The sequence below is a fragment of the Nocardia sp. CA-135953 genome, from assembly GCF_050955735.1.
GTDB lineage: Bacteria > Actinomycetota > Actinomycetes > Mycobacteriales > Mycobacteriaceae > Nocardia.
In genome coordinates this window covers 5,874,080-5,900,000 of record NZ_CP192082.1, presented here as the reverse complement: position 1 = coordinate 5,900,000, position 25,921 = coordinate 5,874,080, and the positions used below count along the sequence as shown (strand labels likewise).

The following is a 25,921-nucleotide window of genomic DNA, read 5'->3' as shown; positions in this document are numbered from 1 at the left end:
TCAATCCACCTCAGCGTATCCACCAAGATCAACCCGCAGTCCCGTCGAACCGGCGCCTGTCGAAGGTGCTGACAGCACCGATCCGTCACCGTCAGTCGGTCGGCTCGGGCCTGACGGCAAATACCTCGTGCAATTCGGTTCCGATCAAACGCGGGTCCTGCTGAGTCTGCACATACATGCCCTGCCGACCGAGCAACTCGCGGACTTCTCGCAGGCGGCCGTCGCGATCATGGACTTCGGCGACGACAGCGTGGATACGGCGCCAGTCCGCTTCGGTGATGCCATGCAAGACATCCAATTCGGCACGCTCGACATCGACTTTGAGTAAACCGATCTCGCTATCGCGGCAGTGTTCGTCCAATATCGCCGAAACAGTGGTGACCCCGACCTCCAGTGGTACGCCGTCGTGCAGGCCGGTGGTGATGAGCGCGATGGCCTTGTCGTCCAAGCCGCAGTTGCGCAGATAGATCTTGGTGGCTTCGTCATCTGCCTCGCGATCGGCGAAGAAACCGGAGTTCGCCGATGCGTTCGGATACCAGGTGAACGGCCGTGTGCCTGGCGTGGCGCCGATCGCGATCTCTAGGGATATCCCGTTCGGAACATGCGCGGCAATATTGCGGTCCAGGCAACGAAAGGTCATCGGCACGGGCTCGACCGCGATAACCTGAATTCCGGGACAGGTGTCGGCGAACATTATCGCGCAGAGTCCGATGTTGGCGCCGATGTCGAGGGCAACGTCGCCAGGGCAAAGGCACGCGGCGGCACGCTGGTAGAACCCGTGTGGCTCGGTCATCTCACCCCACAGCATCCGGGCCTCTGCCGGGCTTGTGCAGGTCACTGTTCTGCCGTCGTCGAGACGAAGTTGCTGCAAAGTGGTCAGCATTGTTTCATGAACCTTTCAACGATAGGGCCGACGATGGCCAGCGCATGTGGATGGCTCAACTCGAGGTGGCGGGCGTCGACGACGACGTTGTGAATGTCGCCGCTGACATAGGGCCGCCACGTGTGCGCGAGTGCGTCGTGGTCGGTGTGATCTTTTCCGGCGGTGAAGAAGACCAGGTCGCCGCCGAAGACATTCGGCCGATAACCGGTGGTGATATCGTTCGCGGTTCGGAAACTCTCCATCACCCGATCCGTCTGTTCGGCGGTGAACATTCCGGTTGCGATCACCTGGTCCCGGATGACATTCCACGCTTGCTCATGGGTAGTCGCCTGCAATTCGTCGCCGAGGTCGAACAGCTCGCGCCAGCCGCCGAGTAGATCGGCCATCAGCTGTCCCGGTGCGGGCTGACCTGGGAGGGATGTGGCCGGTTGCGAGGGTGCACCTGCTGCGCTGTCCAGCAGCGCCACGGTGCCGACCTGATCACCATCGCGTTGCAGTTGTACCGCCATAGCGTGTGCGATCTGTCCGCCCAACGACCAGCCGAGCAGGTGATACGGACCATTGGGCTGCACTCGGCGAATTTCGGCCGCATAGCGTGCAGCCAGCTCGTCGACGGACGCCGCTCGTGGTTCGCCGGACACGACGTGCGGATCCTGCAACCCGTACACCGGCCGATCCAAATGCAGATGTTCGATGATGCCGCCGTAGAACCACGCTAGACCGCCCGCCGGATGCACGGCGAAGACCGCCGGCTCGGATCCCCTCGCGCGCAGCGCCAGCAGCACCTTCAGGCCGGAGTCACCTTCCGAGTCGTCGACCCTGCGCGCCAAAGCCTGCGGAGTCGCATCTTCGAACATCCATGGCAATTCGATCGCCACACCACGAGTCCGCAACTCTGTTATCGCCATGGTGGCCAGCAGTGAGTTGCCCCCCAGGTCGAAGAATCCGTCGGTCACCCCGACTCGCGCGGATCCCAGGACCTGCGCGTACACATCGCTGATCACTTTCTCGGTATGAGTCCGCGGTGCGACGAACCGGTACGCTGCTCCGTCGAACTCGGGAGCGGGCAACGCTTTTCGATCCAGTTTTCCGTTGATGGTCAGCGGCAGATCGGGCAGGACCATGACCGTCGAGGGCACCATGTAGCTCGTCAGGACCTCAGCGGCGGCCGCCCGGACCTGGCCGGGATCGATCCGTTGCCCGTCGGTGCCGACAACGTAACCGATCAGCTGATCGACGTCGCGCTCATGGCGGTGCACCGCCACCGCGGCCCGCGACACCGACGGATGGCGTAACAGCGCCGACTCCACCTCGCCCAGCTCGATCCGGTACCCGCGCAACTGAACTTGTGCGTCGCCGCGGCCGGCGTAGGTCAACTCCAGCCCACTGTCGGTCTTGCGCCAGCGGGCGACATCGCCGGTCCGATACAAGCGGCCGCCGTTGGGATCGAACGGGTTCGCCACGAAGCGGCTCGCCGTCAACGCCGGAGCTCGCAGGTAACCCCGTGCGAGTTGCCCTCCGGCGATATAGATCTCGCCGCGGACACCGACCGGCACCGGCTGCAGCTGGTCATCGAGTACATACACACGCAGCCCTGGTAGCGGTGATCCGATCCCGGTCGCGCCCGGGTCATCGACCTCGGCGAATGTCACATGCACGGTCGTCTCGGTGATCCCGTACATGTTGACCAACTGCGGCGATCCGGGTTCATACGCGGCGAACCAGCCGGTCAACCGCGCCGCATCCAATGCCTCGCCGCCGAAGACGACATACCGGAGCACGAGATCGCCACAGCCGAGTCCGGATTCCCGATATCGGCGCTCCGCGTCGACGAATCCGTAGAAGGCCGAAGGGGTTTGGCTCAACACTGTGACGCGCTCGCGTGCCACCAGTTCCACCAATGCCTCGGGCGTCCGGGAGGTGTTGTAGTCGACGACGACCAGCCTGCCTCCGGTCAGCAGGGCACCCCACATTTCCCACACCGCGAAATCGAAAGCGTACGAATGGAACATCGTCCAGACGTCGTCGGGGTGGAAATCGAATCGTTGGGCGGCGTGGGTCAGCAATGTGACGGCTTCGTGATGGCTGACGGCCACTCCCTTCGGGGTCCCGGTCGATCCGGAGGTATAGATCACGTAGGCGAGGTTGTCCGGTCGCGCGGCCGATGGCACCGGACAGTCCGGGACTAGGGACCGGGATTCTTCGATCAGTAGCGTCGGTGCCGCGTATTCGGGTACGTCCGCTGCTATTTCGGTAGAGGTCAATACCGTGGCCGGACGTGCGTCGTCGAGGATGAAGCGCAATCGCTGCGGTGGGTTCGACATATCCAGCGGCAGATATCCGGCGCCGGCGCGCACGACCGCGAGCAGGCCAACGATCAGGTCGACCGAACGCGACAACGCCACTGCCACCAGGGTTTCCGGCCCCGCACCGCACTCGGTGAGCCGAACGGCGAGCCTGGTGGCGCGGCGATCCAACTCCGCGTAGGTCAGCTGCGACACACCATCGGTCACCGCCACCGCGTCTGGCTGTGCCGAGACGCGGGCGGTGAACAGTTCGTCCAGGGTCACATCCGCGACCGCGACGCCGTCGACTCCGGCGGCGGCCAGCACCTCGCGCCGCTGGTCGGGATCCACGATGTCGATATCGCCCACGGCGACAGACGGATTCCCGGTCCCTTGCTCCAGGATCCGGGTATACGCGTGCGCGAATCGAGACATCGTCTGGTCGATGTACAGATCGGTGGCGAAGGTGAGTCGTCCGACCATGCCGTCCGGACGGCCCCCTGCACCGAACCGTTCGACGAGCTTGACGTTCAGATCAGCGCGGGCCTGGTCGAACCCGTTCTCGATCGGTTCGACGGTGAGCCCGGCCAACTTCAACGCGGCCGCGCTCAGATCCTGGACATCGAGCGTCACCTGATAGAGCGGCATGTGCGCGGTCGACCGCCGCGGATTGAGCGCCTCCACGACCTCCTCGAAGGGGACATCGGAATGGGAGAACGCGGCGAGATCCGTTTCGCGGGTGGCAGCGAGCAGGTCGGCGAACGGCTGCCGCGACGACACCCGCGACCGCAACACCAGCGTGTTGACGAACATGCCGATCAGGTCGTCGAGTTCGCGGTCGCCGCGGCCGGCCACCGGGGTGCCGATCGCAACATCGTCGACGTCGGCCAGCCTGGACAGCAGCACGGTCAAGGCCGCGTGCAGGACCATGAAGACTGTCGCGTTGGCCTCGCGGGCGAGGGCATCGATGCGGGCGTGCAATTCGGCGGACAGCTCGAAATCGACCGCGCGGGCGCGCATGGACGGCACCGGCGGCCGGGGCAGGTCGGTCGGCAGCTCGAGCAGTTCGGGCAGCCCGGTGAGACTGTCGGTCCAGAATCGTAGCTGCCGGGAGAGGAGCGAGTCCGGATCGTGTTCGTCGCCGAGCACCTCGCGCTGCCACAGCGCGTAGTCGGCGTACTGGATCGGAAGGGGCGGCCAGTTCGGTTGTGTCCCTTGCCTGCTCGCCTCATAGGCGAGCGCCACGTCCCGTGCGAGCGGCATCATCGACTGTCCGTCGGCGCAGATGTGATGCACGCAGATCACCAGCACGTGATCACGGTCGTCGATGGCGAACAATTCGGCTCGTACCGGAGGTGCTTGGGTCACATCGAAGCCCGCGGAGGCCACCGCCGCCGCCCGCTGCAGCACATGTTGTTCGTCGACTCGGATCGGAGCCAGTGCCGGTGCCACCTCCTCGACACCGACCATGACTTGGCAGGGTGTTCCGTTGGTCATCGGGAACTTGGTTCGCAGCGACTCGTGCCGGTCGATGACCAGCTCGCACGCGTGCCGCAGCGCATCGATATCGAGCTCGCCCCGCAGCCGGATCACCAGCGGAATGTTGTACGCGCCGACCGAGGGGGCGAATTGATTGAGGAACCACATCCGCTGCTGCGCTGGGGACAGCGGTACCAGCGCTGGGCGGATGCGCGGTATCGGCGGTACGGCGACGTTGCGGTCGGCGGTGGTGAGATGCGCGGCCAGCTCGGCGACTGTCGGTGCGTCGAACAGGTCCCGAATCCCGACGCTCACGCCGAATGCCGTGCGCAAACGCGCGACCACGCGCGTCGCCGACAGTGAATTGCCGCCGAGCTCGAAGAAGCTGTCCGCTGCGCCCGGTCCGCTGACACCCAACACATCGCCGAAAATGTCCGCGACGCGCTGTTCGGTGTCGGTACTCGGGGCGACCCATTCCTTCTCGTCCAGGAATTCCGGCGTGGGTAGTGCCGCCCGATCCAGCTTGCCGGTCGCGGTCAGCGGGACCTCGGCGAGCGGCATCAGCACGTCGGGCACCATGTGTGCGGGCAGGTGCCTGCGGGCCGCGGCCTTGACGGCGCTCGGCTCGATGCGGCCGTCGCCGACCAAATAGCCGACGAGCCGGTCGGTGCCGCTCACATCGGTGCACAGCACGACCACCGCGTGCTCGACGCCGGGATATTCGGACAGTACGGCTTCGATCTCGCCGAGTTCGATGCGCTGACCGCGGATCTTGACCTGGAAATCGCGGCGGCCCAGGTACTCCACGGTGTGGTCGGTGTGCCAGCGGGCCAGATCGCCAGTGCGGTACATGCGCGAGCCCGGCGCGCCGAACGGATTCGCCACGAAGGACCCGGCGGTGACGCCGGACCGGTTCAGGTAGCCACGGGCCAGCTGGATACCCGCGAGGTACAACTCGCCCACCACCCCGACCGGTACCGGCCGCAGCCACCGATCGAGGACGACGGCCTCGACACCACGAATCGGTCCACCGATCGTCACGCCGGCACCGGGAAGCAACGCATCGCTGATCCCGGCCAGAATCGTGGTTTCGGTCGGCCCGTATCCGTTCAACAACCGCCTGCCCGGCGCCCACACCGAGACCAACTCCGGTGTCACCGCCTCGCCACCGGCCATCAGCACGCGCAACGAATCCATCCCTGCCGGCGCCATAGTGGCCAGCACGCTCGGGGTCAGGAACGCGTGCGAAACCTGTTGTGTGCGAATAAGGTCCGCCAACGCGTCCCCGGCGAACGCGTCCGGTTCCGCGACCACCAGCAATGCGCCGCTGGTGTGCGCAAGCAGGACTTCGAGGAACATCACATCGAAACCGGTACCCGCGGCGTGCAGCACACGCGACCGGGTGTCCACCCCGAACCGGTCGCGCACAACCGCGGCGAAATTCGCCAGCCCCGCATGGGTAACCTCGACGCCCTTCGGAAGCCCGGTGGACCCCGAGGTGTAGATCACATACGCCGTGTCCTGGATCCGTGGCGTCCGCAGGCGCTCGAGATCGGTGACGGCCGTTGCGGACTTCGCCGCGATGTCGGCCTCGGTGTCCGGACCGTCGAGGACCACCGGGCGCACCGCGTCGGGAAGCAGATCCCGGTACGCCGTGACGGTGAGCGCGACCCGCACGCCGGCGTCCGCGACCATATGTGCCACGCGCTCTGCCGGATTACGCGGATCGATCGGCAGGAACGCCGCACCCGTTTTGGTCACCGCCCACAGGCCTGTCACGAACTCGGTCGACCGCCCCAGCGCCAGCGCGACCGAATCACCGGGGCCGACACCCCACTCGATCAATTGCCGCGCCAGCTGGTTCGACCTGGCGTCCAACTCGGCGTAGGACATCGCGCGTCGACCCGAAAGCAATGCTGTCGCACCGGGATTCACGTGCACGCCCGCAGCGAACAACTCGGCAGCGAGCTGTGGCGCACCCGGACTACCGCCGGTTGCGGGCACCAACTCCCGCCGCTCGGCCGCCGACAGCAGATCCACCGAATCCAGCCGCGCGTACGGATCGGTCGTGGTCGCGCGCAGCACGATGCCGAGCCGGGCCGCGAGACCGGATGCCGTCTCGCCGTCGATGTAACCCGGCTGATAGCGCAGGCGTACATGCAGGGTATCGGTCTGGTGGGCCTGCACGGTGATCGGGTAGTGCGTGGCGTCACGGCCGTCCGCCGCGATCACCCGCATCCCGTCGACGTCAGTGTCACCGAGTCCGCCGCTGTCGACCGGGTAGGACTCGAATACGACGAGAGTGTCGAACAGCGCGACGGCGTCCACGGCCGCCAGGATCTGCGGCAGTTCGAGGTAGTGATGGTCGAGCAGCCGAGTGTTGTCGGCCTGCAGTCTGGTCAGTGTTTCGGCGATGGTCCGGTCCCGGCGCACTTCGGCGGCGACCGGAATCGTGTTGATGAACAGGCCGATCATCGACTCGACCCCGGGCACGTCGGCGGGACGGCCGGATACCGTGCTGCCGAACACCACCGTGTCGGTGCCGAGCAAGTCGCTCAACACCACCGCCCAGGCGAACTGCACGATCGTCGCCATCGTGACCGAGTGTGTGCGGGCGAAGTCCGCCAACTCCGCTGTCGTATCACGATCGAGATCGACCGTCAGATCGATAGGAATGGTCGCGGATGTCTCGGTGTGCGCACCGGCGATCAGTGCCGGCTCGGTGACATGGCGTAGCGCTTCTCGCCACACCTCGACGCTTGCGGTGCGGTCGCGGCGCGCGAGCCAATCCAGGTAGTCGCGGTAGGACGCGGCAGCGGGCAACAACTGCGCCTGCGCGTCCGCGGCGTACAACCCGATGAGCTCACGCCACAGCAGCGGCAACGACCAGCCGTCGAGCAGCAGGTGATGTGCGGTCACCAGCAGCCGGAACTCGTGCGGGCGCACCGTGATCAGCAGGAAGCGCAGCAGTGGCGGATCGGCCGGATCGAATCCGGTTGCCCGCTCCGCGTCGATCACCTCGTTCAGGTCCGGTGTATCGCCGGACAGCGTGATGCTGCGCCACGACACCGCCGTATCGGTGGGAATCACTTGCACCGCAACGCCTTCCGCGGTGCGAATGAAGGCGGCCCGCAGGTTGGGGTAGCGGGCGAGCAGGGCTCGCGCGGCGCGCTCGAGCCGGTTCTCGTCGACCGCACCGGTCAGGGTGAGCGCCGATTGCGCGAGGTAGACGTCGAGCCCGCCCGCAGCGATCTCGGCGTGGAACAGCAGCCCCGCCTGCAGCGGTGCCAGTGGCCACACCTCGCTCAGCGGTCCGTACCGGTCGGCGAACTCGTCCAGCTCGTGTTGGGTGAGGTCGACCAGCGGAACATCGGCCCGCGAGAGCCCCCAATCCTCGGTCGCCAGCGCCGCGATCGCGGTCATGGCGTCGACCCATTCGTCGGTGAGTTCGGCGACGTCGTCGTGGTCGAGCAGCCGCGAGGCGTAGCCGACGTAGGCCGATAGCCGCGGTCCGGCCGCGCCGTCGACGATGTTCACATCGATCGTGAGCACCGCCGCCGCCGGCATGTCCGGATCGAAGGCGGCTCGGCGGTCGAAAGGTTCGTCGGTGGGTACCCACGCAAGATCCGACAGTGTCGCGAGATCGACACCGACCCGGCCGAGATAGTTGACACTGATCTGCGGTTCGGGCAGCGCGGCGAGCCGATCGGCCGTGTCGGGGTTCAGATAGCGCAGCAGGCCGTAACCGATGCCTTTGTCCGGGATGATGCGCAGCTGGTCCTTGACCGATTTCACTGCTGCGCGCAGGTCCGCTGGATCGATGCCGCTCAGTTCGAGCGCAGCCGGATACCGGGTGGTGAACCAGCCGACGGTGCGGGAGATGTCGGCGCCCGCGGCGATCTGCTCTTCGCGACCGTGCCCTTCCAGCATGACCTTCATGCCCGCGTACGTGTCGCCGCGACGGCTGCGCCATCGAGTCAGCGCCACGGTGAGCGCGGCCAGCAGCACATCGTCGACACTGCCGCGCACGGCGCGGGGCACCTCGTCGAGCAAGGGCGAGGTCACCTCGACCGGGAGTGACACCGTCAGCTCACGCACAGTCGCTTGGGTGTCCCGCGCGGGATCCATCTCCGCACGCCCGAGCAGCGGATCCGGTGCCGAACTGATCCGCTGCCAAAGCTCGACTTCCCCAGCGCGCTCGGCCGCCGCGGCGATCAAGGCGTGTGCCCACCGACGCATGGAGGTGCCCGGCGCCGCCAGCTCGACCGCCTGGCCCCGGGTGATCTGCTGCCAGGCAGTCATGAAGTCGGGCAGCAGGATTCGCCACGACACCGCGTCGACGGCCAAGTGATGGATCACGATCAGTGCCCGGCCCTCGGCATCCACACCGGATTCGGGCAGCAGGCACACGACGTGCACCAGCCTGTCCGCCGCCGGGTCGAGCCGGTCGTAGGCCGCGGCGGACGCCGCTTCCACCACGGCGGTGAAACCGGGGCTGCCCGGAGCCTCGTCGGCGCCGAAGCTGCGCACAGAGACCGAACCGGTGACGTCGGCGGCGCTCGGTGGCAACACCTCCCAGCGTTGCCCATCGAGCCGCGACCGCAGCACATCATGGTGTTCGACGATCGCCCGCACGGTCGAGACCACATCCTCGACGCGTGCGTCACGCGGCAGCCGCACCAGCATCGACTGCGCGAACCGAGCCGGCGCCCCGAGCCGCTCGGCGAACCAGCACACGATCGGCATCCACGGAATATCGCCGACACCACCGCCGGACAGCTCGACCAGAGTCGCCCGTTCTGTGGCCTGCGCGACTTGCGCCAGCCCGCGAACCGTCTTGTGCTCGAAGATGTCCCGGGCCGTCACGGTGACCCCCGCCGACTTCAGGCGCGCGGCCAGCTGGATCGACATGATGGAGTCGCCGCCCAGCGCGAAGAAGGAGGTCCTCGCGCCCACTGTGGTGACGCCCAGGACGTCGGCAAAGGCCGCGGCGATGGCGCGTTCCAGGTCGGTCGACACAGCGACGGCGGCGTCTTCGGGGGTCTCGAAAACCGGCTCGGGCAACGCTTCTCGATCCACCTTGCCGGACGAGGTGAGTGGCAGGTAGTCGAGTACGGTGATCGTCGCCGGCACCATGTGGGCGGGCAGGGCGGCAGTCACGTGATCGAGCACCGCGCTCGGTTCGAGGACCGTTTCGGGTTCGGCCGTGAGGTACGCGGCGAGCACGGGGTGACCGACGGGGCCTCGGCGACTCACGGTTACCGCGGTGGCGACCGCCGGATGGGTCAGCAGCGCGGCGTCGATCTCGCCCAGCTCGACGCGCTGGCCGCGAATCTTGATCTGGAAATCGAGGCGGCCGACGTACTGCAGCGTGCCCTGCTCGGTCCAGCGGACGATATCGCCGGTGCGATACATCCGCGCACCCGGCGCACCGTACGGGTTGGCCACGAACGAACGTGCCGTTGTTCCAGGACGATTCAGATAGCCGCGGGCCAGTGCGGCCCCGGAAGAGTACAGTTCCCCGGGTACTCCGATCGGCACCGGCCGCAGCCGCGCGTCCAGTACCACCGCCTCGGCACCGCGGATCGGCCCGCCGATGGTAAGCACCTCCCCGGGCTGCACCGGATCGCTGATCGTGATCACGATCGTCGTCTCGGTCGGGCCGTAGATGTGGTGCAGCCGCCGCCCCGCCGACCAGGCGGCGATCAGATCCGGCGCCACCTTTTCGCCGCCGACCGCGAGCATCCGTACCGAATCCACCTCGCCGGGCGACATCGTCGCCAGCACACTCGGCGTCAGGAACGCATGCGTCACCCGATGGGTCCGGATCAGTTCCGCCATCGGCGAGCCACCGAGCACCTCAGGTGGGGACACCACCAACGCCGCACCGGCGGCATGCGCCATCAAGGCTTCGAGCAGTACCGCGTCGAATGCGGGTGCCGCGGCTTGTAACACGCGCGAGGTGGCCTCGACCCGATAACGCTCACGCTGCTCGGCCGCAAACGCCGCCAGCCCTTCGTGAGTGACCACCACACCCTTCGGCGTGCCGGTCGAACCCGACGTGTAGATCACATATGCCGCATCCCCGATCCGAAGAGCGCGTTGGCGATTCGCGTCCGATACGGTATCGCTTGGACGCGCCGCGATTTCAGCGGCTGTGCCCGGGTCGTCGAGCACCAGCCACTGGACGTCGTCCGGCAGGGACGGCCGCGCGGACGCGACCGTGACCCCGATTTCGGCTCCGGAATCGTCCAGCAGATATGCGATCCGCTCCGGTGGATAACGCAGGTCCACCGGCACGAACGTGGCCCCGGTCTTCATGATCGCCCACATGGCGATGTGATAGTCGGCCGAGCGCGGCACGACCAGCGCGGCGCACATCCCGGGTCCGGCACCCCAGGAAAGCAGCTGCGCCGCAAGTCGATCGGCGCGACGGTCGAGTTCGCCGTAGCTGAGAACGCGGGTGCCGTCGATCAGGGCGATCGCCTCGGGAGTCGTTGCCACGGCCGAGGTCAGCAGATCGGGCAGTAGCCGCGGTGCGGGGGCGTCGCCGCCGCGCGCCGGGAGCAGCCGTTCGACTTCCTCGACACCGATCAGTGAGATGTCACCTATCGACCGGTTCGGATCGGCGACGACCGCGTCCAGGACACGCAGGAACCGCTCGGCCAGCGCTGACGTCGAAGATTCCACGAAAAGATCTGTCGCATAGATGATTTCGCCCTCGATCCCGGCCGGTCGCGCATCGTCCAGGCGTTCGGTCAGCATTACCATGAGATCGGTCTTGGCTTGGGCGACACCAGGATCGAGCAGTTCGACATCGACGTCGGGCAGCTGGAACCGGGCGCCTGCGGTGTTCTGCAATCCGAACAGCACCTGATACAGCGGCGTATACGCCGTCGATCGGGGCCGGTCGAGCACATCGACCAATCGCTCGTAGGGGAGGTCCGCATGCGCGAGTGCTTCGAGGTCGATGCCGCGCACCTCGGCCACGAGTTGCCGGAACGACCGGTCGTCGCGGACCGGCGTGCGCAGCACCACTGTGTTGACGAACATGCCGACGAGATCCTCCAGCGCCGGGTTGCCCCGGCCGGCGACCGGCGTACCGACCGATACGTCGTCGGTATGCGCGGTGCGCGCCAGCACGATCGCGAGTGCGGCGTGCAGCACCACGAAGACGGTGGCGCCCTCGCGACGGGCCAGCCGCACAACCTCGTCATGTAGCGGCTGCGGGATGTCGAAGCGGACGCTGGCGCCCGCCAGCGACATGGTCGCGGGCCGAGGGTGGTCGGTCGGCAGGTCGAGCAGCTCAGGGGCGTCGGCGAGAGTGTCGGTCCAATAGGGGATCTGCCGCGCGATCATCGACGATGGATCGTCCTCGGTGCCGAGGACCGCACGCTGCCACATCGCGTAGTCGGCGTACTGGACCTGTAGTGGTTTCCATTGCGGCGCTGTGCCTTTCACTCGCCCGCGGTAGGCCGCGAAGATGTCGCGCGCCAACGGCGCCATCGACGCGCCGTCGGCGGCGATGTGATGGACGACCAGCACCAGAACATGCACGTCGGGGCCGGTGCGATACAGCCGCGCTCGCAGGGGAACGGTGCGGGCGACGTCGAAGCCCGTCTCGACGGTCTGCCGTATCCGCTCGGCCAATACGGTGTCGTCGGCGACCGGCTCCGGATCCAGAGCCGAGTCGACCACGGTCGTCACATCGCGCACGACCTGACACGGCTCGTCGCCGACTGTTGGATACACCGTCCGCAACGGCTCGTGCCGAGCCACCACGTCGCCGAATGCCGCCCGCAGCGCGTCGACGTCGAGTGCGCCGGTCAACCGGGCCGTGAAACTGATGTTGTAGGCCGCTGAGGCGGTGTCGAACTGATTGATGAACCACAACCGTCGTTGCGCCATGGCCAGCGGGATCGTCGCCGGGCGCGGGCGCGGCGCGAGCGGGATCAGCACCGCCCGCGTCCGCCGCGCCAGCCGTGCCGCCAATCCGGCGACGGTCGGTTCCTCGAAGATGTCGCGGATGGCGACTTCGACACCGAGCGCCGTCTCGGCGCGTGCGGCGATCCGAACGGCCGAGAGGGAGTCCACACCGATTTCGAAAAAGTTCGCTCGCACGCTCACTCGCTCGCTCCCGGTGACCGCGGCGACGATATCGGCCAGTGCCGCTTCACATTCGGTGCCGGCGGGGACGAATTCCTCGCCGTCGTCGAATGTCGGTGCCGGTAAGGCGGCGCGGTCGAGTTTGCCGTTCGAGCTGAGCGGCATGGCGTCGAGCACCTCGATGCGAGCCGGCACCAGATACGACGGCAGCACGTGCGAAAGCTGCTCGCGGATCGTGCGCCCGTCGGTCATCGCTTCGGGCACCAGCGTCACATAGGCGACGATGCGTTCGGAGGTCGCGACGGCGACCGCACGAGCCACCTCCGGCAGCGCGCATGCCGCCGCCTCGATATCGCCCGGCTCCACTCGCTGACCGCGCACCTTGACCTGGAAATCGCTGCGGCCCAGGAATTCCAGCTCCCCGTCGCGCGTCCAGCGCGCCAGGTCACCCGTGCGATACATCCGCTCCCCGTGCACCCCGAACGGGTGCGCGAGGAAGGCGGCGCAGGTGAGGTCGGCCCGAGCGTGATATCCGCGCGCCACCTGCACACCCGAGATGTACAGATCGCCGACGACACCGACAGGTGCCGGTTGCAGCCGCTTGTCGAGCACATAGACCCGCATGCCCGCCACGGGCGCGCCGATCGGGACCGTCGCCGGGGTCTGCGCACCGGGCAGGCAGCGGGCGGCCGTGACCACCTCAGCCTCGGCCGGACCGTACCAGTTCACCACCTCGGCCTCGGGGAATACGCGAACAGCTGCATCGACGGTGTGCTGCGCTAACGCCTCACCCGAGACGAAAAGCCTTCGGATGGACGGCAATTCGGTGTCGCCATCGGATTCGAGTAGGACGTCGAGCATCGACGGCACGAAGTGCGCCGTGCTGATGTCGCGGCTCGCGATCAGATCGGCGAGGTAGGCAGGGTCCCGGTGCGCGTCGGGTTCGGCCACCACGATCTGCGCGCCGACCTGCAACGGCCAGAACAACTCCCACACGGCGATGTCGAAGGTAATCGGGGTTTTGTGCAGCACCGTATCGGTGACGGTGTGCGGCCACCGCCGCTGCGCCCACGCCAGTTGACTCATGGTCGCGGCGTGCGTCAGGGACACGCCTTTGGGAACGCCGGTGGAGCCGGAAGTGAACAGCACATAGGCCACGTTCTCCGGTCGCAGCGGCGCACGCCGTTCCGCGTCGGTGATCGGGGCGCCGGACAGTTCGGCCATTTCCAGTCGGTCGATGTGAACGGAGTCGAATCCCGCGGGCAGGCCGTGGTCGTCCATCGAGGTGGTGAGCACCAGCAGCGGACGAGCCGCGCCGAGCACACCGGCGATGCGCGTACTCGGTTGGTCCGGGTCGATCGGCAGGAAGGCAGCACCCGCCTCGACCACCGCATACAGTGCGGTAACGAGCTCGATCGAGCGCCGAACGCTGACCGCCACAATGGTTTCCGGCCGCGCGCCGCGGGCGATGAGCCACCTGGCCAACCGGTTGACGCGTGCGGCGAATTCCCGGTAGGTCAGCCCCTCGCCGTCGGGAAGCCGAATCGCCGGGGCATCCGGGGTGCGTTCGACCTGGTCGGCGAAGGCGTCGACCAGAGTCCTGCCCGCCGAGGCGGGACCGCCGGTATCGTTCCAGTGGTCCAACACCAACTGCCGCTCGCCGGCATCGAGCAGATCGATATCGCCGATCGGCATATCGGCGTTGGTCGTGAGACTGTCCAGCAGACGCACGAACCGATCGGCGAAACGCTGCGCGGAGTCGGCATCGAACAGGTCTGTGGCGTAGGTCAGGCGCAGCGCCATGCCGGTTGGCTCGTTGCCGGGCCCATGCTCCTCGGTCATCATGAGCAACAGGTCGCAGATCGCTGCGCTGTCGCCCGCGTCGATGGTCTCGATGGTGAGACCAGGAAGTTCCACGTGCGCGCGCACCATGTTCTGGTAGGCGAGCATCACCTGGAACAACGGCGCGTGTGCCGTCGACCGTGCCGGATTCAGCGCCTCCACCAGTTGCTCGAACGGCACGGTGGCGTGGTCGAACGCCTCGATATCGTTGTGCCGCACCGCATCCAGCAGTTCGTTGCAGGTCTGCTCGAGCGCGACACGGGTGCGCAGCACCAAGGTGTTGACGAACATCCCGACGAGATGGTCGAGCGCCCGGTGCCCGCGACCAGCGTGCGGCACGCCGATCGTGATGTCGTCACTGCCGGACAGTCGCGACAGCAGTACCGCGAGGGCGGTGTGCACCACCATGAACGTCGTGGCTTTGGCTCGCTGGGCCAATGCCTCCACCCGGCCCTGCAGCTCGGCCGAAATCTCGACCCGCAGCACCGCACCGTGGTGGGTCTGCTCGACCGGACGCGGGCGATCGGTCGGCAGCTCGAGCAGTTCGGGGATACCTGCCAATCGGGTTCGCCAGTAGGCGATATCGCGAAACACGGGGGAGTCCGGGGTGTCGGGCGAGCCGAGCACATCACGCTGCCACAGAGCATAGTCGGCGAATTGGACGGTGAGTGGCGCCCAATCCGGAAGGTTTGCACTGGTCCGGGCCCGGTAGGCGGTCACGATATCGGCGGCAAGCGGTGCCACCGAATAGCCGTCGCAACTGATGTGGTGCACGGCCACCGCGACCACCCAGGCCGTATCCGACAGCTGATACAGCGCTACCCGCAGCGGCACGCCCTTCGACACATCGAACCCGGTGCCAGCGAACGCGGCCAGTCGACAGACCAGCTCGCGCTCCTCGATCCGCAGCGGGGTCAGATCCCAGCCCGCGACGACATCGGCCGCGTCCAACACCACCTGCGTGGGTGTGCCATCGACGGGCGGATACATGGTCCGCAAGCTCTCGTGCCGGGCGACGACATCTCCGACGGCCGCGGCGAGCGCATCGACGTCGAGCCGACCGTCGAGCCGAATCGCCAGCGGCACCACGTAACCGGGGGAGTCCGGATCGAACTGGTTGAGGAACCACATCCTGGCCTGCGCCGTCGACAAGGGCAGGCGCTGCGGTCTCGGCTTCGGCGTCAGGGTGGGCAGAGCAGGCACCCCACGCAGCTGTGCGATGCGTTCGGCCAGCTCGGCGACGGTGGGGGCCTCGAAGATCATCCGCACCGGCACGGTCGCGTCCACGACGGCCCCGATCCGGCTCAGCGCGCGCGTGGCGAGCAGCGAATTCCCGCCCAGGTCGAAGAAGTCGTCGTCCGCGCCGACCGTGGGCAGGCCGAGCAGTTCGGCGAAGATCCCGGCGACGGCCTGCTCCACCAGCGATCGCGGTGCCCGGTAGTCGGCCTCGGGGTCGCTCGGCTCCGGTTCGGGCAGGGCCCGATAGTCGACCTTGCCGTTGGCCGTCAGTGGCACCGCGTCGATCCGGACAATCGCCGACGGCACCATGTAAGCCGGCAGTCGCTCCAGCAGAAAGCGTCGCAGCTGCTTGGTGTCCAAGGTTTGCAGGGTGACCACATAGGCGATCAGGCGTTGTTCGTCACGGTCGCGGTGCACCCGGGCGACGGCCGCGCTCACCTGGTCGTGCGCGAGCAGGGCGGCCTCGATATCGCCCAATTCGATTCGCAGTCCGCGAATCTTCACCTGATCGTCGGCGCGGCCGACGTAGCGCAGGGTGCCGTCTTTGCCCCAGTGCACCAGATCGCCGGTGCGGTAGAGGCGGGTTCCGTGCGCACGGTCGAACGGGTCGGCGACGAAGGTCGCCGCGGTCAGACCCGGGCGATGGTGGTACCCGCGGGCCAGCTGGACGCCGCCCAGATACAGTTCGCCGGTCACCCCCGCCGGAACCGGGTGCAGTCGCGAGTCCAGCACGTGCACAATCACATTCGGCTCGGGTACGCCGATCGGTACGGCGGCGCCGTCCAGCCCGCCCGCCCCGTCGACGTGGTACACGGTGACGCTGACCGCGGCCTCGGTCGGCCCGTACAGGTTGTCGATGTCGGCGTTGCTGACATCCCGCAGTCGCCTGACGGTTTCGGTCGGCAGTGTTTCGCCGATACACAGCACCCGCCGCAGATCCGGGAATTCGCGGCCGATGGCTGTCTCCAGGAACACCGAAAGCAGCGACGGCACGAAATCCGCTGTCGTTATGTGATGTTCGGCGATCAGCCGGGCCACCGCATCCGGATCGCCGCTCCCGTTGGCACCCGCGACAACCAACTTCGAGCCAGATGTCAAGGGGCAGAACAACTCCCAGACCGACAGGTCGAAGGTGACCGGCGTGCGCAACAGCATGACGTCGTCGCCGAGGCGGTAGTGCTCGCGCAGCCAGCGCAGCTGATTGACCACCGCGGCATGCGATATCGCCACTCCCTTCGGTACCCCGGTCGAACCGGAGGTATAGATGACATAGGCCAGATTCTCCGGCTGCAGCGGCCCGAGCCGATCCGCGTCGGTCACCGGCGATGGATCCTCGTGTTCGGCGTCGAGGTCCGCGAGCGTCCATACCGGAACGTGGCTCGGCAGATTCGCGTCGTCGCCGGGACGGGTGAGCACCACCCTCGGCCGCGCTGCGGTGAGAACGGCACGCACGCGATCGCGGGGATGGTCTTGGTCAAGGGGCAGATACCCCGCGCCGGCCGCGTGGATGGCATACAGCGTGATCAGCAGGTCCACCGAGCGCCGCATTGCCACGGCCACGACGGTTTCCGGGCCCACACCACGTCCGATCAACGCGCGGGCCAGCGCGTTCACCCGTGCCGCGAATTCGTGGTAGGTGAGCCGCGCGCCGTCTTCGGCGTCGAGCACGGCGGTGCGATCCGGCGTCGCCGCGGCCTGGACGGCGAACAGGTCCGCGACTGTCGTCGACGGCAGTGGGATCGTCCCCCCGGTCTCCCGCACGACCAGCTCGCGTGCTTCCTGCGCGGTCAGCAACTCGACATCACCGACCGCTCGGGCAGGATCGGCGACCATCGCCCGTAGCAGCAGCACGAATCGCTCGAACATGCGGGTGACCGTTGGTTCATCGAAAAGATCTGTCGCATAACCGAATTCGACGGACATCTCGCCTGGTTCACCATCGCGCCACGCGGTGTCGATGAGATTGAGATGCAGATCGTATTTGGCAACGCTCGGATCGGCGGCCCGCGCCGACACCGTCAGTCCCTCGAATTCCACGGTGGGAATCTCGAGGTTGTGGAACGAGAATCCGACCTGTGTCAACGGCGCATGTGCCGTCGTGCGGGGCGGATTCAGCACCTCGACAATCCGCTCGAACGGAATGTCGGCGTGGTCGAAGGCGGCCAGATCCCTCGCCCGCACCTGCTCCAGGATCTGCACGAAGGATGCGCCGGGCTCGATGCGGGTGCGCAGCACCAAAGTGTTGACGAACATGCCGATCAGGCGCTCGAGTCCCGGTTCGCCGCGACCGGCGATCGGCGTGCCGACCGCAATGTCGCCGGTCCCGCAGAGCCGGGCCAGCAGTGCGGCATACGCGGCGTGCAGCACCATGAAGACCGTCACATCATGGCTGCGGGCCAGCGCGACTATCTCGCGACCGAGGTCGGCTGGCAGCGTTGCCGACACCGTCGCACCACGGAACGATTGCCGGGCCGGGCGCGGGCGATCGGTGGGCAGATCGAGCACTTCGGGCAGATCGGCCAGTGCCGTCCGCCAATACTCGATCTGAGTGGCGGCCGGAGAATTCGGCCCTTTCTCGGTGCCGAGCCATTTCCGTTGCCACAGCGCGTAATCGACGTACTGCACCGGTAGCGGCGGCCACTGCGGCGCTTGCTTCTGCACGCGGGCGTTGTAGGCGGTCACCAGGTCCGCGGCCAGCGGTGCGAGCGATGACCCGTCGAAGCTGATGTGATGGACGACGAGGACCAGGGTGTGCTGCTCGCAGGCGCTGCGCAGCAATGTGATTCGCAACGGTATCTCGCGGGTGACGTCGAATCCGGCCGCGCCGGTCGCAGCGATGCGCGCCTCTACGTCACCGGCCGCCACCTCGATCGGCTCCAGCGTGGGCATCCCCGCCGACACCGGCACGATCAGCTGGTGTGGTCCATCGTCACTGTCCGGATAGACGGTGCGTAGTGCTTCGTGGCGGTCGAGCACATCGGCAATCGCCGCGCGCAACGCGGCCACGTCGAGTGATCCCGACATGCCGACGACCAGCGCGATGTTGTACAGCGCCGAGGTCGTGTCGAACTGATTGAGGAACCACATCCGGGCCTGGGCGGGTGAGAGCGGAATCCGCGTCGGCCGCTCCTGCGCGACCAGCGGTTCCCGCCCGGGTGCCTCGATGGCCTTCAGAGTCTGCGCGAATGCCGCGAGGGTGGGCGCATCGAAGACGGTGTGCAGCGCGACATCGACGCCGAATACGGCGCTCAGCCGCGCCGCCAGCCGCGTCGCCGACAGCGAGTTGCCGCCGAGGTCGAAGAAGTTGTCGAGCACGCCGACGCGTTCGATGCCGAGCACAGCGGCGCACACATCGGCGACGATCTGCTCGGCGGCGTCTCGAGGCGCGACGAATTCGGTCTCGGCGGTGAACACCGGCGCGGGCAATGCCGCGCGGTCAACCTTGCCGACCGAGGTCAACGGCAGCGCGTCGAGCACCGTCAGCGCGTCGGGAACCATATGCGACGGCAGGCGTTGCGCGGCGTGGGCGCGCAGCTCCGCGGCGTCGACAGCATCGATCGCCGGCGTGACGTAGGCGGCAAGCCTCGGGCCGCTTTCCGTGGTCACACTGACTGCCACCGCCGCCGCCACGGTCGGATGACCGGCGAGAACGGCTTCGATTTCGCCGAGTTCGATGCGCTGGCCGCGGATCTTCACCTGGAAGTCGGTTCGCCCGATGTATTCCAGCGTGTGCTCTGGCGTCCAGCGGGCGAGGTCGCCGCTATGGTACATGCGGGCACCCGGCTTACCGAACGGATCGGCCACGAACGCCGAAGCGGTCTCCGCGGGCCGATCGAGGTAGCCGCGAGCAAGGTGAATGCCGCAGATGTACAGCTGTCCCGTCACCCCGACCGGCACCGGCTGCAGATTCTCATCCAATACCAGGGCCGCGACACCGCGAATCGGGCCACCGATCGTGACACGGGCACCGGAGCACAGCGGGTCGCTGATCGCGACCATGATCGTGGTCTCGGTGGGTCCGTAACCATTGAACAACCGACGACCCGGACCCCACACCGCAGCCGTCTCCGCCGGTACCGCCTCGCCGCCGGCCACCAGATCCCGCAAGGAGTCCGCACCGTCGGGCGACATGGTCGCGAGCACGCTCGGCGTGATGAACGCATGCGAAACCCGCTGCGTACGAATCAATTCCGCCAACCGGTCCCCAGCGAAGACATCCGGCGGCGACACCACCAGCGCGGCGCGGTTGGGGTGTGCCATCAGCAGCTCGAGGACCAGTGCGTCGAAGCCCGGAGCCGCCACTTGCAATACCCGTGCGGAACTGTCGATCCGATAGCGTTCCCGTTGTTCGGCGGCGAAATTCGCCAAACCCGCATGCGTCACAGTGACGCCCTTCGGCTCACCCGTCGACCCCGACGTGTACACCACGTAGGCCGCGTTCGAGACCCGGCAGGGCCGGATCCGATCGGTATCTGTCACCGCGGTCGCGGATCGCGAGGCAATGCAGATCTCGCTACCCGGATCGTCCAGCAGCAACCGTGGTACCGAAGGCGGCAGCAGGTCTTGGGCGGCTTCGGTCGTCAGCACCACCTGCGCCTGCGCGACCATGAGCGCGACTCGATCGGCGGGATTGCGCGGATCCACGGGGACGAACGCCGCACCCGCCTTCGCCGTCGCCCACATCCCGACCACGAGTTCCACCGACCGCCCAAGCACCAGCGCGACCTGGTCGTCCGGACCTATTTCCCACTCGATCAACAAACGAGCGAGCTGATTCGACCGGGCATCCAACTCCCCATACGTCATCGTGCGTTCCGCGGAAACGATCGCCACGGCGTCCGGATTCTCGACCGTCAGCAACTTCGCCAGCACCCGTGGCTGCTCGGCAGCGCCGCCTGACGCGGGCACCAGCGCGGCTCGCTCACGCGCCGACAGCGGATCGACCACACCGACGCGCTCGTGCGGATTCGATACGACCGATGCGAGGATCCGATTCAGTCGCCCGGCGAACTCCTCGACCGTCGTCCGATCGAACAGGTCCGTGGTGTAGTTGATCCGCAGACCGAGATCACCTGCGGCGCTGGCATTCTCGGCGACGGTGACGATGAGGTCGACCTTCGCCGGTTGTGGTCCCGGCTGCAGGACCTCTACGGTGAGCTCGGACAGCTCCAGGCTCGGGCGTTCCATGTTCTCGAAGGCGAGGTACACCGGGCACACCGGGTCGTGCGCCGCCGACGGCATCGCATCGACCACCTCCACGATGCGTTCGTACGGCAGGTCACTGTTGGCGAAGGCATCGATATCGATATCTTTGACCCGGGCCAGAAACTCGGCGAACGATTCAGCGCCGCGCACCTGGGTGCGCAGCGGCACCGTGTTGACGAACATGCCGATCAGCGGTTCCAGCGCGCGCTCGCCGCGGCCCGCGACCGGCGTCCCGATAGTAATGTCCGCCGAGCCCGACAGCCGGGCGAGCAGGGCGGCCACCGCGGCGTGCACGACCATGAAGCTGGTGACATTCGCCGCGCGCGCCAGCCGCTCGATCCCGGCGCGTGTCTCGGCCGGGATCACGGTGTCGACGACGTCGGCGAGCATGGATCGGCGAGCCGGGCGCCGACGGTCGGCGGGTAGTTCGAGCGGTCCCGCCAATCCCGCCAATTGTGTTGTCCAATAATGCAATTGGCATGCCGCAAGCGAGTCGGGGTTGTTTTCGTCGCCGAGCATGTTGCGATGCCAGACGCTGTAGTCGGCGTACTGCACGCTCAGCGGTTGCCAGTCCTGCGCATGTCCCTGCGACCGTGCTCGATAGGCGGCCGCGAAATCCGCCGCGAGCGGTGGCAACGACGATCCGTCGCAGCAGATGTGATGCAGGACGACAACCAAGGTGTGTCGTCGACGGTCCGCGGATGCGAACAGCGCGACCCGGATCGGCGGACGTCGGCGCACATCGGTGCCGGTCGAGGCCACCTCCCGGATTCGTCGCTCCAGCTCGTCGGGATCGACGGCCTGCGGGGTCGGATCGAGATCGGCGGCGACCTGCTCGGCGGGCAGAATCACCTGCGTCCCTTGACCATTCACGGCCGGGTACACGGTTCGCAGGGATTCGTGCCGTTCGAGCACGTCGGTCAGCGCCGAACGCAACGCCGCGGCGTCGAGGCGTCCGGTCAGCCGCAGCACCAGCGGAACGTTGTACGCCGCCGACTCCGGGTCGACCTGATTGATCAACCAGATCCGATTCTGTGCCGGTGCAAGCGGAATGGGCTCGACACGCGGCCGTGCCCGCAGCGCGGGGCGGCTGTAGTGCCGACCGGCTTCGATATAGGCGGCGAGTTCGGCAGCGGTCTGCTTGCCGAACAGTTCGCGCACCGACACCTCACGCCGGGTCAGCTCGGCAATACGCACGGCAGCGCTGGTGGCGGTCAGTGAATTGCCGCCCAGGTCGAAGAAATTGTCCAGTACGCCGACCTTCGCAGTGGCAAGGACCTCGGCGAAGACGTCGGTGATGGTCTCCTCGACCACGGTGCGCGGCGCCACATATGCCGCGGCCGAATTGACAGTCGGCTCGGGCAACGCCCGAAGGTCGACTTTGCCGTTGACGGTCAGCGGCAACTCCTGCATTACGACGATGTGGGCCGGGACCATGTACTCCGGCAGCATCGACCCGACGTGCGCGCGCAGCACCTCGGGCTCGCACACCGCGTTGTCGGCGGGCACGGCATACGCGACCAGCCGGGCCGCTTCCGTCCCCGGCAAGTGCACGATGACCACCGCCGCCGCGACCGCACTGTGGCTCACCAGCGCACCGCGGATCTCGTCCAGCTCGATCCGGAATCCGCGCAGCTGCACCTGCTGATCGGCGCGACCGCGATATTCCAACTCGCCCTTGATATTTCGACGAGCCACGTCGCCACTGCGATACAGCCGATCGCCCGGCTCGCCGAACGGATCGGCGACGAACCGTACCGCGGTCAATCCAGGACGGCCGAGGTAGCCACGGGCGAGTTGCGATCCCCCGACATAGATCTGGCCCCAGGCGCCCAGCGGTGCTGGGCGCAATCGTTCGTCGAGGATGTACACGCGCAAGCCGGGCAGCGGTGGACCGATCGTGCTAGGTGCGCCGGGCACGGCGATGTCGGGCGACAACCGGAGATAGGTGACGAAGACGGTGGTTTCGGTGATGCCGTAGCTGTTGGCGAGCACGGGCAGGGTCGGATTGTGTTCGTACCAGTGCGACAGGCCCGTCGGATCGAGAGCTTCGCCCGAGAGAACGACCAGTCGCAAGGAAACCTCGCCGTCGGGCTCCCCGGCCTCCACGTATCGCTGTCGCGCGGCCGCGAATTGATGGAAGGCCGAGGGGGTTTGGCTGAAGACGCTCACACGCTCGCGCGCCACCAAGCGCACGACGTCGTCCGGCGAACGCGTAGCCGGACCGTCCACCACGACCACCCGGCCGCCGGTAACCAGTGCACCGAAGATCTCCCACACCGAATAGTCGAATGCGAACGAATGGAACAACGTCCACACATCTGCGGCGCGGACTCCGATTTCGGCACACGCATTCGTCAGGTAGGTGGCGACCGCGCGATGAGTGATCGGCACGCCCTTCGGCCGCCCCGTCGATCCGGAGGTGTAGATGACGTAGGCGACGTTGTCGCCACGCAGCGGGCGGGTGCGTTCAGCATCGGTGATCGGACGAGCCGTCTGCACACCCGAGTCGTCGTCGAACAACACCACGGGTCCGGCATAGCCGGGCATCCGATCGCGCATGCTCCTGTTCGTCACCACAGCGATCGGATCGGCGTCGTGCAGCACGTACTCGAGTCGATCGAGCGGGTGTGTGAGATCCAGCGGCAGATATCCGGCGCCCGACTTCAGCACCGCGAGAGCGACGATGATCAGATCGGCATCGCGTGGCATGGCGATGGCCACCAGCGATTCCGGCCCGGCACCGAGGGCGATGAGCTTGCGGGCGAACCGGTTCGAGCGCTCGTCGAGCTCACGGTAGGTGAGGGCCGTCGTCCCCGACGTGACGGCCACCGTCGACGGGGTGGACGCGGCCTGTCGCATCAGCAGATCGACGAGCGTCGCAGAGATCGCCATCCCGTCGCGGCCGGCGAGTACGCCCAGCATGCGCCGCTCCTCGGCGGGATCGACGAGTGGTATATCGACCAGGCGGGTGTCGACAGGCGAGTCCAGCATGCGGTTCAGAAAGTCGACGAATCGACCGGTGTGCACGTCGAGTTCGTCCTGGCCGTAGAGGTTGGCGTTGCCGTGCAATTCGATGAGCAGCGGGGCGTCGGCACCGGAGCGGTACATATTGAGCTGCAGGTCGTCCAGGGCCCCTGACGTCAGTGCGCGGTAGTGGCCGACCGCCGAACCGAGCCGAAATCGGGAGTCGAAGAACAAGATATTGACGATCGGACCGAACGAGGTCGCGGCCGCGTCCAACGCGTTGGACTCGCGGCGCAGATCCTCGAACCGGTAGAGCTGGTGCCGCATCGCCAGGACGAGTTCGGACACCGATGCGCGAACCAGCCCTTCCACCGTGGTCGTCGCGTCGACGGCGAATCGGATCGGCACCATGTTCGCCAACATCGCGGCGGCGTTCCGCAAGGGCCTCGTCACACGTCCGGTCACCGGCAGCGACAAGACGACGTCGTCGGTGTCTGTCATGCGGGCGAGAAACGCGGCGAACGCGGCCGCCACCACTTGCGCGGGCGATGCGTGCAGGTCGTCGGCGAAACGGTCGAGCATGGCGGTCAACCGCGACGGCAACCGCCGACCAGCGAAGCGGTCGTCTTCGCTCCACTTGGCGGTACGACCGGACAGACTCACCGCCGGTGGCAGACCGGCGACCTTGTCGAGCCAGTACGCCTTATCGGTGTCGAACCGGCGACTTATGCGATATGCGCGCTCCGCCGCGATGATGTCCGCCAGCCGGGCCGCCGCCAGCCGGGCCGGCGGCCTGCCCTCGAGCAACGCGTTGTAGTGCTCGGCCACTCGGTTGACGGTGTTGAACGCGCCAAAGCCATCGATCACCAGATGATGAGCGCGCGCGTACCACAGATACCGTTCTGCGCCGATCCGGATAAGCCGCGTCGCGGCCAGCCGGTCCCGGGCCAGGTCGACAGCTTTGGTGTTGTAGTCACCGCGCATCCACTCCATCGCCGCCGCGTACGGATCGTCTTCAGCGCTGAGATCCAGCAACGGCTCGTCGTAGACGATGCTGCGGTCGACGAATTGGTACGGCTGACCGCCGGATTCGACCACCCGGACAACAAGAGACTCGGTTTCGCGGCCGGCGTCGTTCACCGCCTTGGTGAACGTGTCGTAGTCTATCGGCCCCTCGATCTCGACGTAGTGCGCGATATTGACGTTCGGGCCTCCTGGCAGATTGTCCGCGAGCCACATTCCGTATTGCGCCCTGGAAAGCGGGATCAGATCCGGATTTCGGTCGGCAGGCGTAGCTGAATTCGAACTCATCGTCTAACCCCTCCTCAAATTCCGAGACACAGGTGCAGCGACCTGCTCGATCCCGGAATTTGCCGTAGGCGCTTTTCCGTACCGATGCAATTACATATGCATTTCATCAACGTGGCAGCGTCCATCCCTTGCTGTCGTCATGCACCGGCCGTAGCGCATTACTCCACTATTGGCCTGTCCCCGACGTTGCTGAGCAACGGTGCAAAAATTCGCCGTATCGGCGACACCAAGGTGTGCGGCCGTCGGCGTGCAGGCATAGAAAACCCCTGCTCACAGTAGTCTATGGAGACCTTGCCGGACACGCGCAGCTATGCACGATATGTCCGGATCGAAATGAGATCTAGTTTGCGGAAGTGGCTGATTCCTCTGTTCGGAATCGCTACCCCGAAGTTCAGTCCCGGTCGGTCGACGGCCGCTTCAGACATTCTCCTGCCCCTTCAAAAGACGCGATGCTCAGACGTCCGCCCACCGGAACTACACGCAGGGACATCCTGTGCTTGCGATATATGGAAAACCGTTGCACCGAACTCATCTAATAGTACTGGAACCCGGCTTATTATGTCTCGCACTCAACGCGAATGTCGACGCTCGCAACACTTCCGCA

At 66.7% G+C, this 25,921-nt stretch carries 2 protein-coding genes; both read right to left on the bottom strand.

What is annotated here, in order from left to right:
* Positions 1–91: 91 nt before the first annotated feature.
* Positions 92–883: an FkbM family methyltransferase gene (locus tag ACQPXH_RS26930; protein WP_433599266.1), complete on the bottom strand. Its 792-nt coding sequence runs from the start codon at positions 881–883 to the stop codon at positions 92–94.
* A complete protein-coding gene (locus ACQPXH_RS26925; RefSeq protein WP_433599265.1) occupies positions 877–25,317 on the bottom strand; it encodes a non-ribosomal peptide synthase/polyketide synthase in 24,441 nt (8,146 codons plus the stop codon). The genes ACQPXH_RS26930 and ACQPXH_RS26925 overlap by 7 nt, the downstream gene beginning before the upstream one ends.
* Positions 25,318–25,921 lie beyond the last annotated feature (604 nt).

Coding starts and splice junctions, on each gene's coding strand:
- ACQPXH_RS26930 (WP_433599266.1), bottom strand. CDS start 883: ATGCTGACCACTTTGCAGCAACTTCGTCTCGACGACGGCAGAACAGTG.
- ACQPXH_RS26925 (WP_433599265.1), bottom strand. CDS start 25,317: ATGAGTTCGAATTCAGCTACGCCTGCCGACCGAAATCCGGATCTGATC.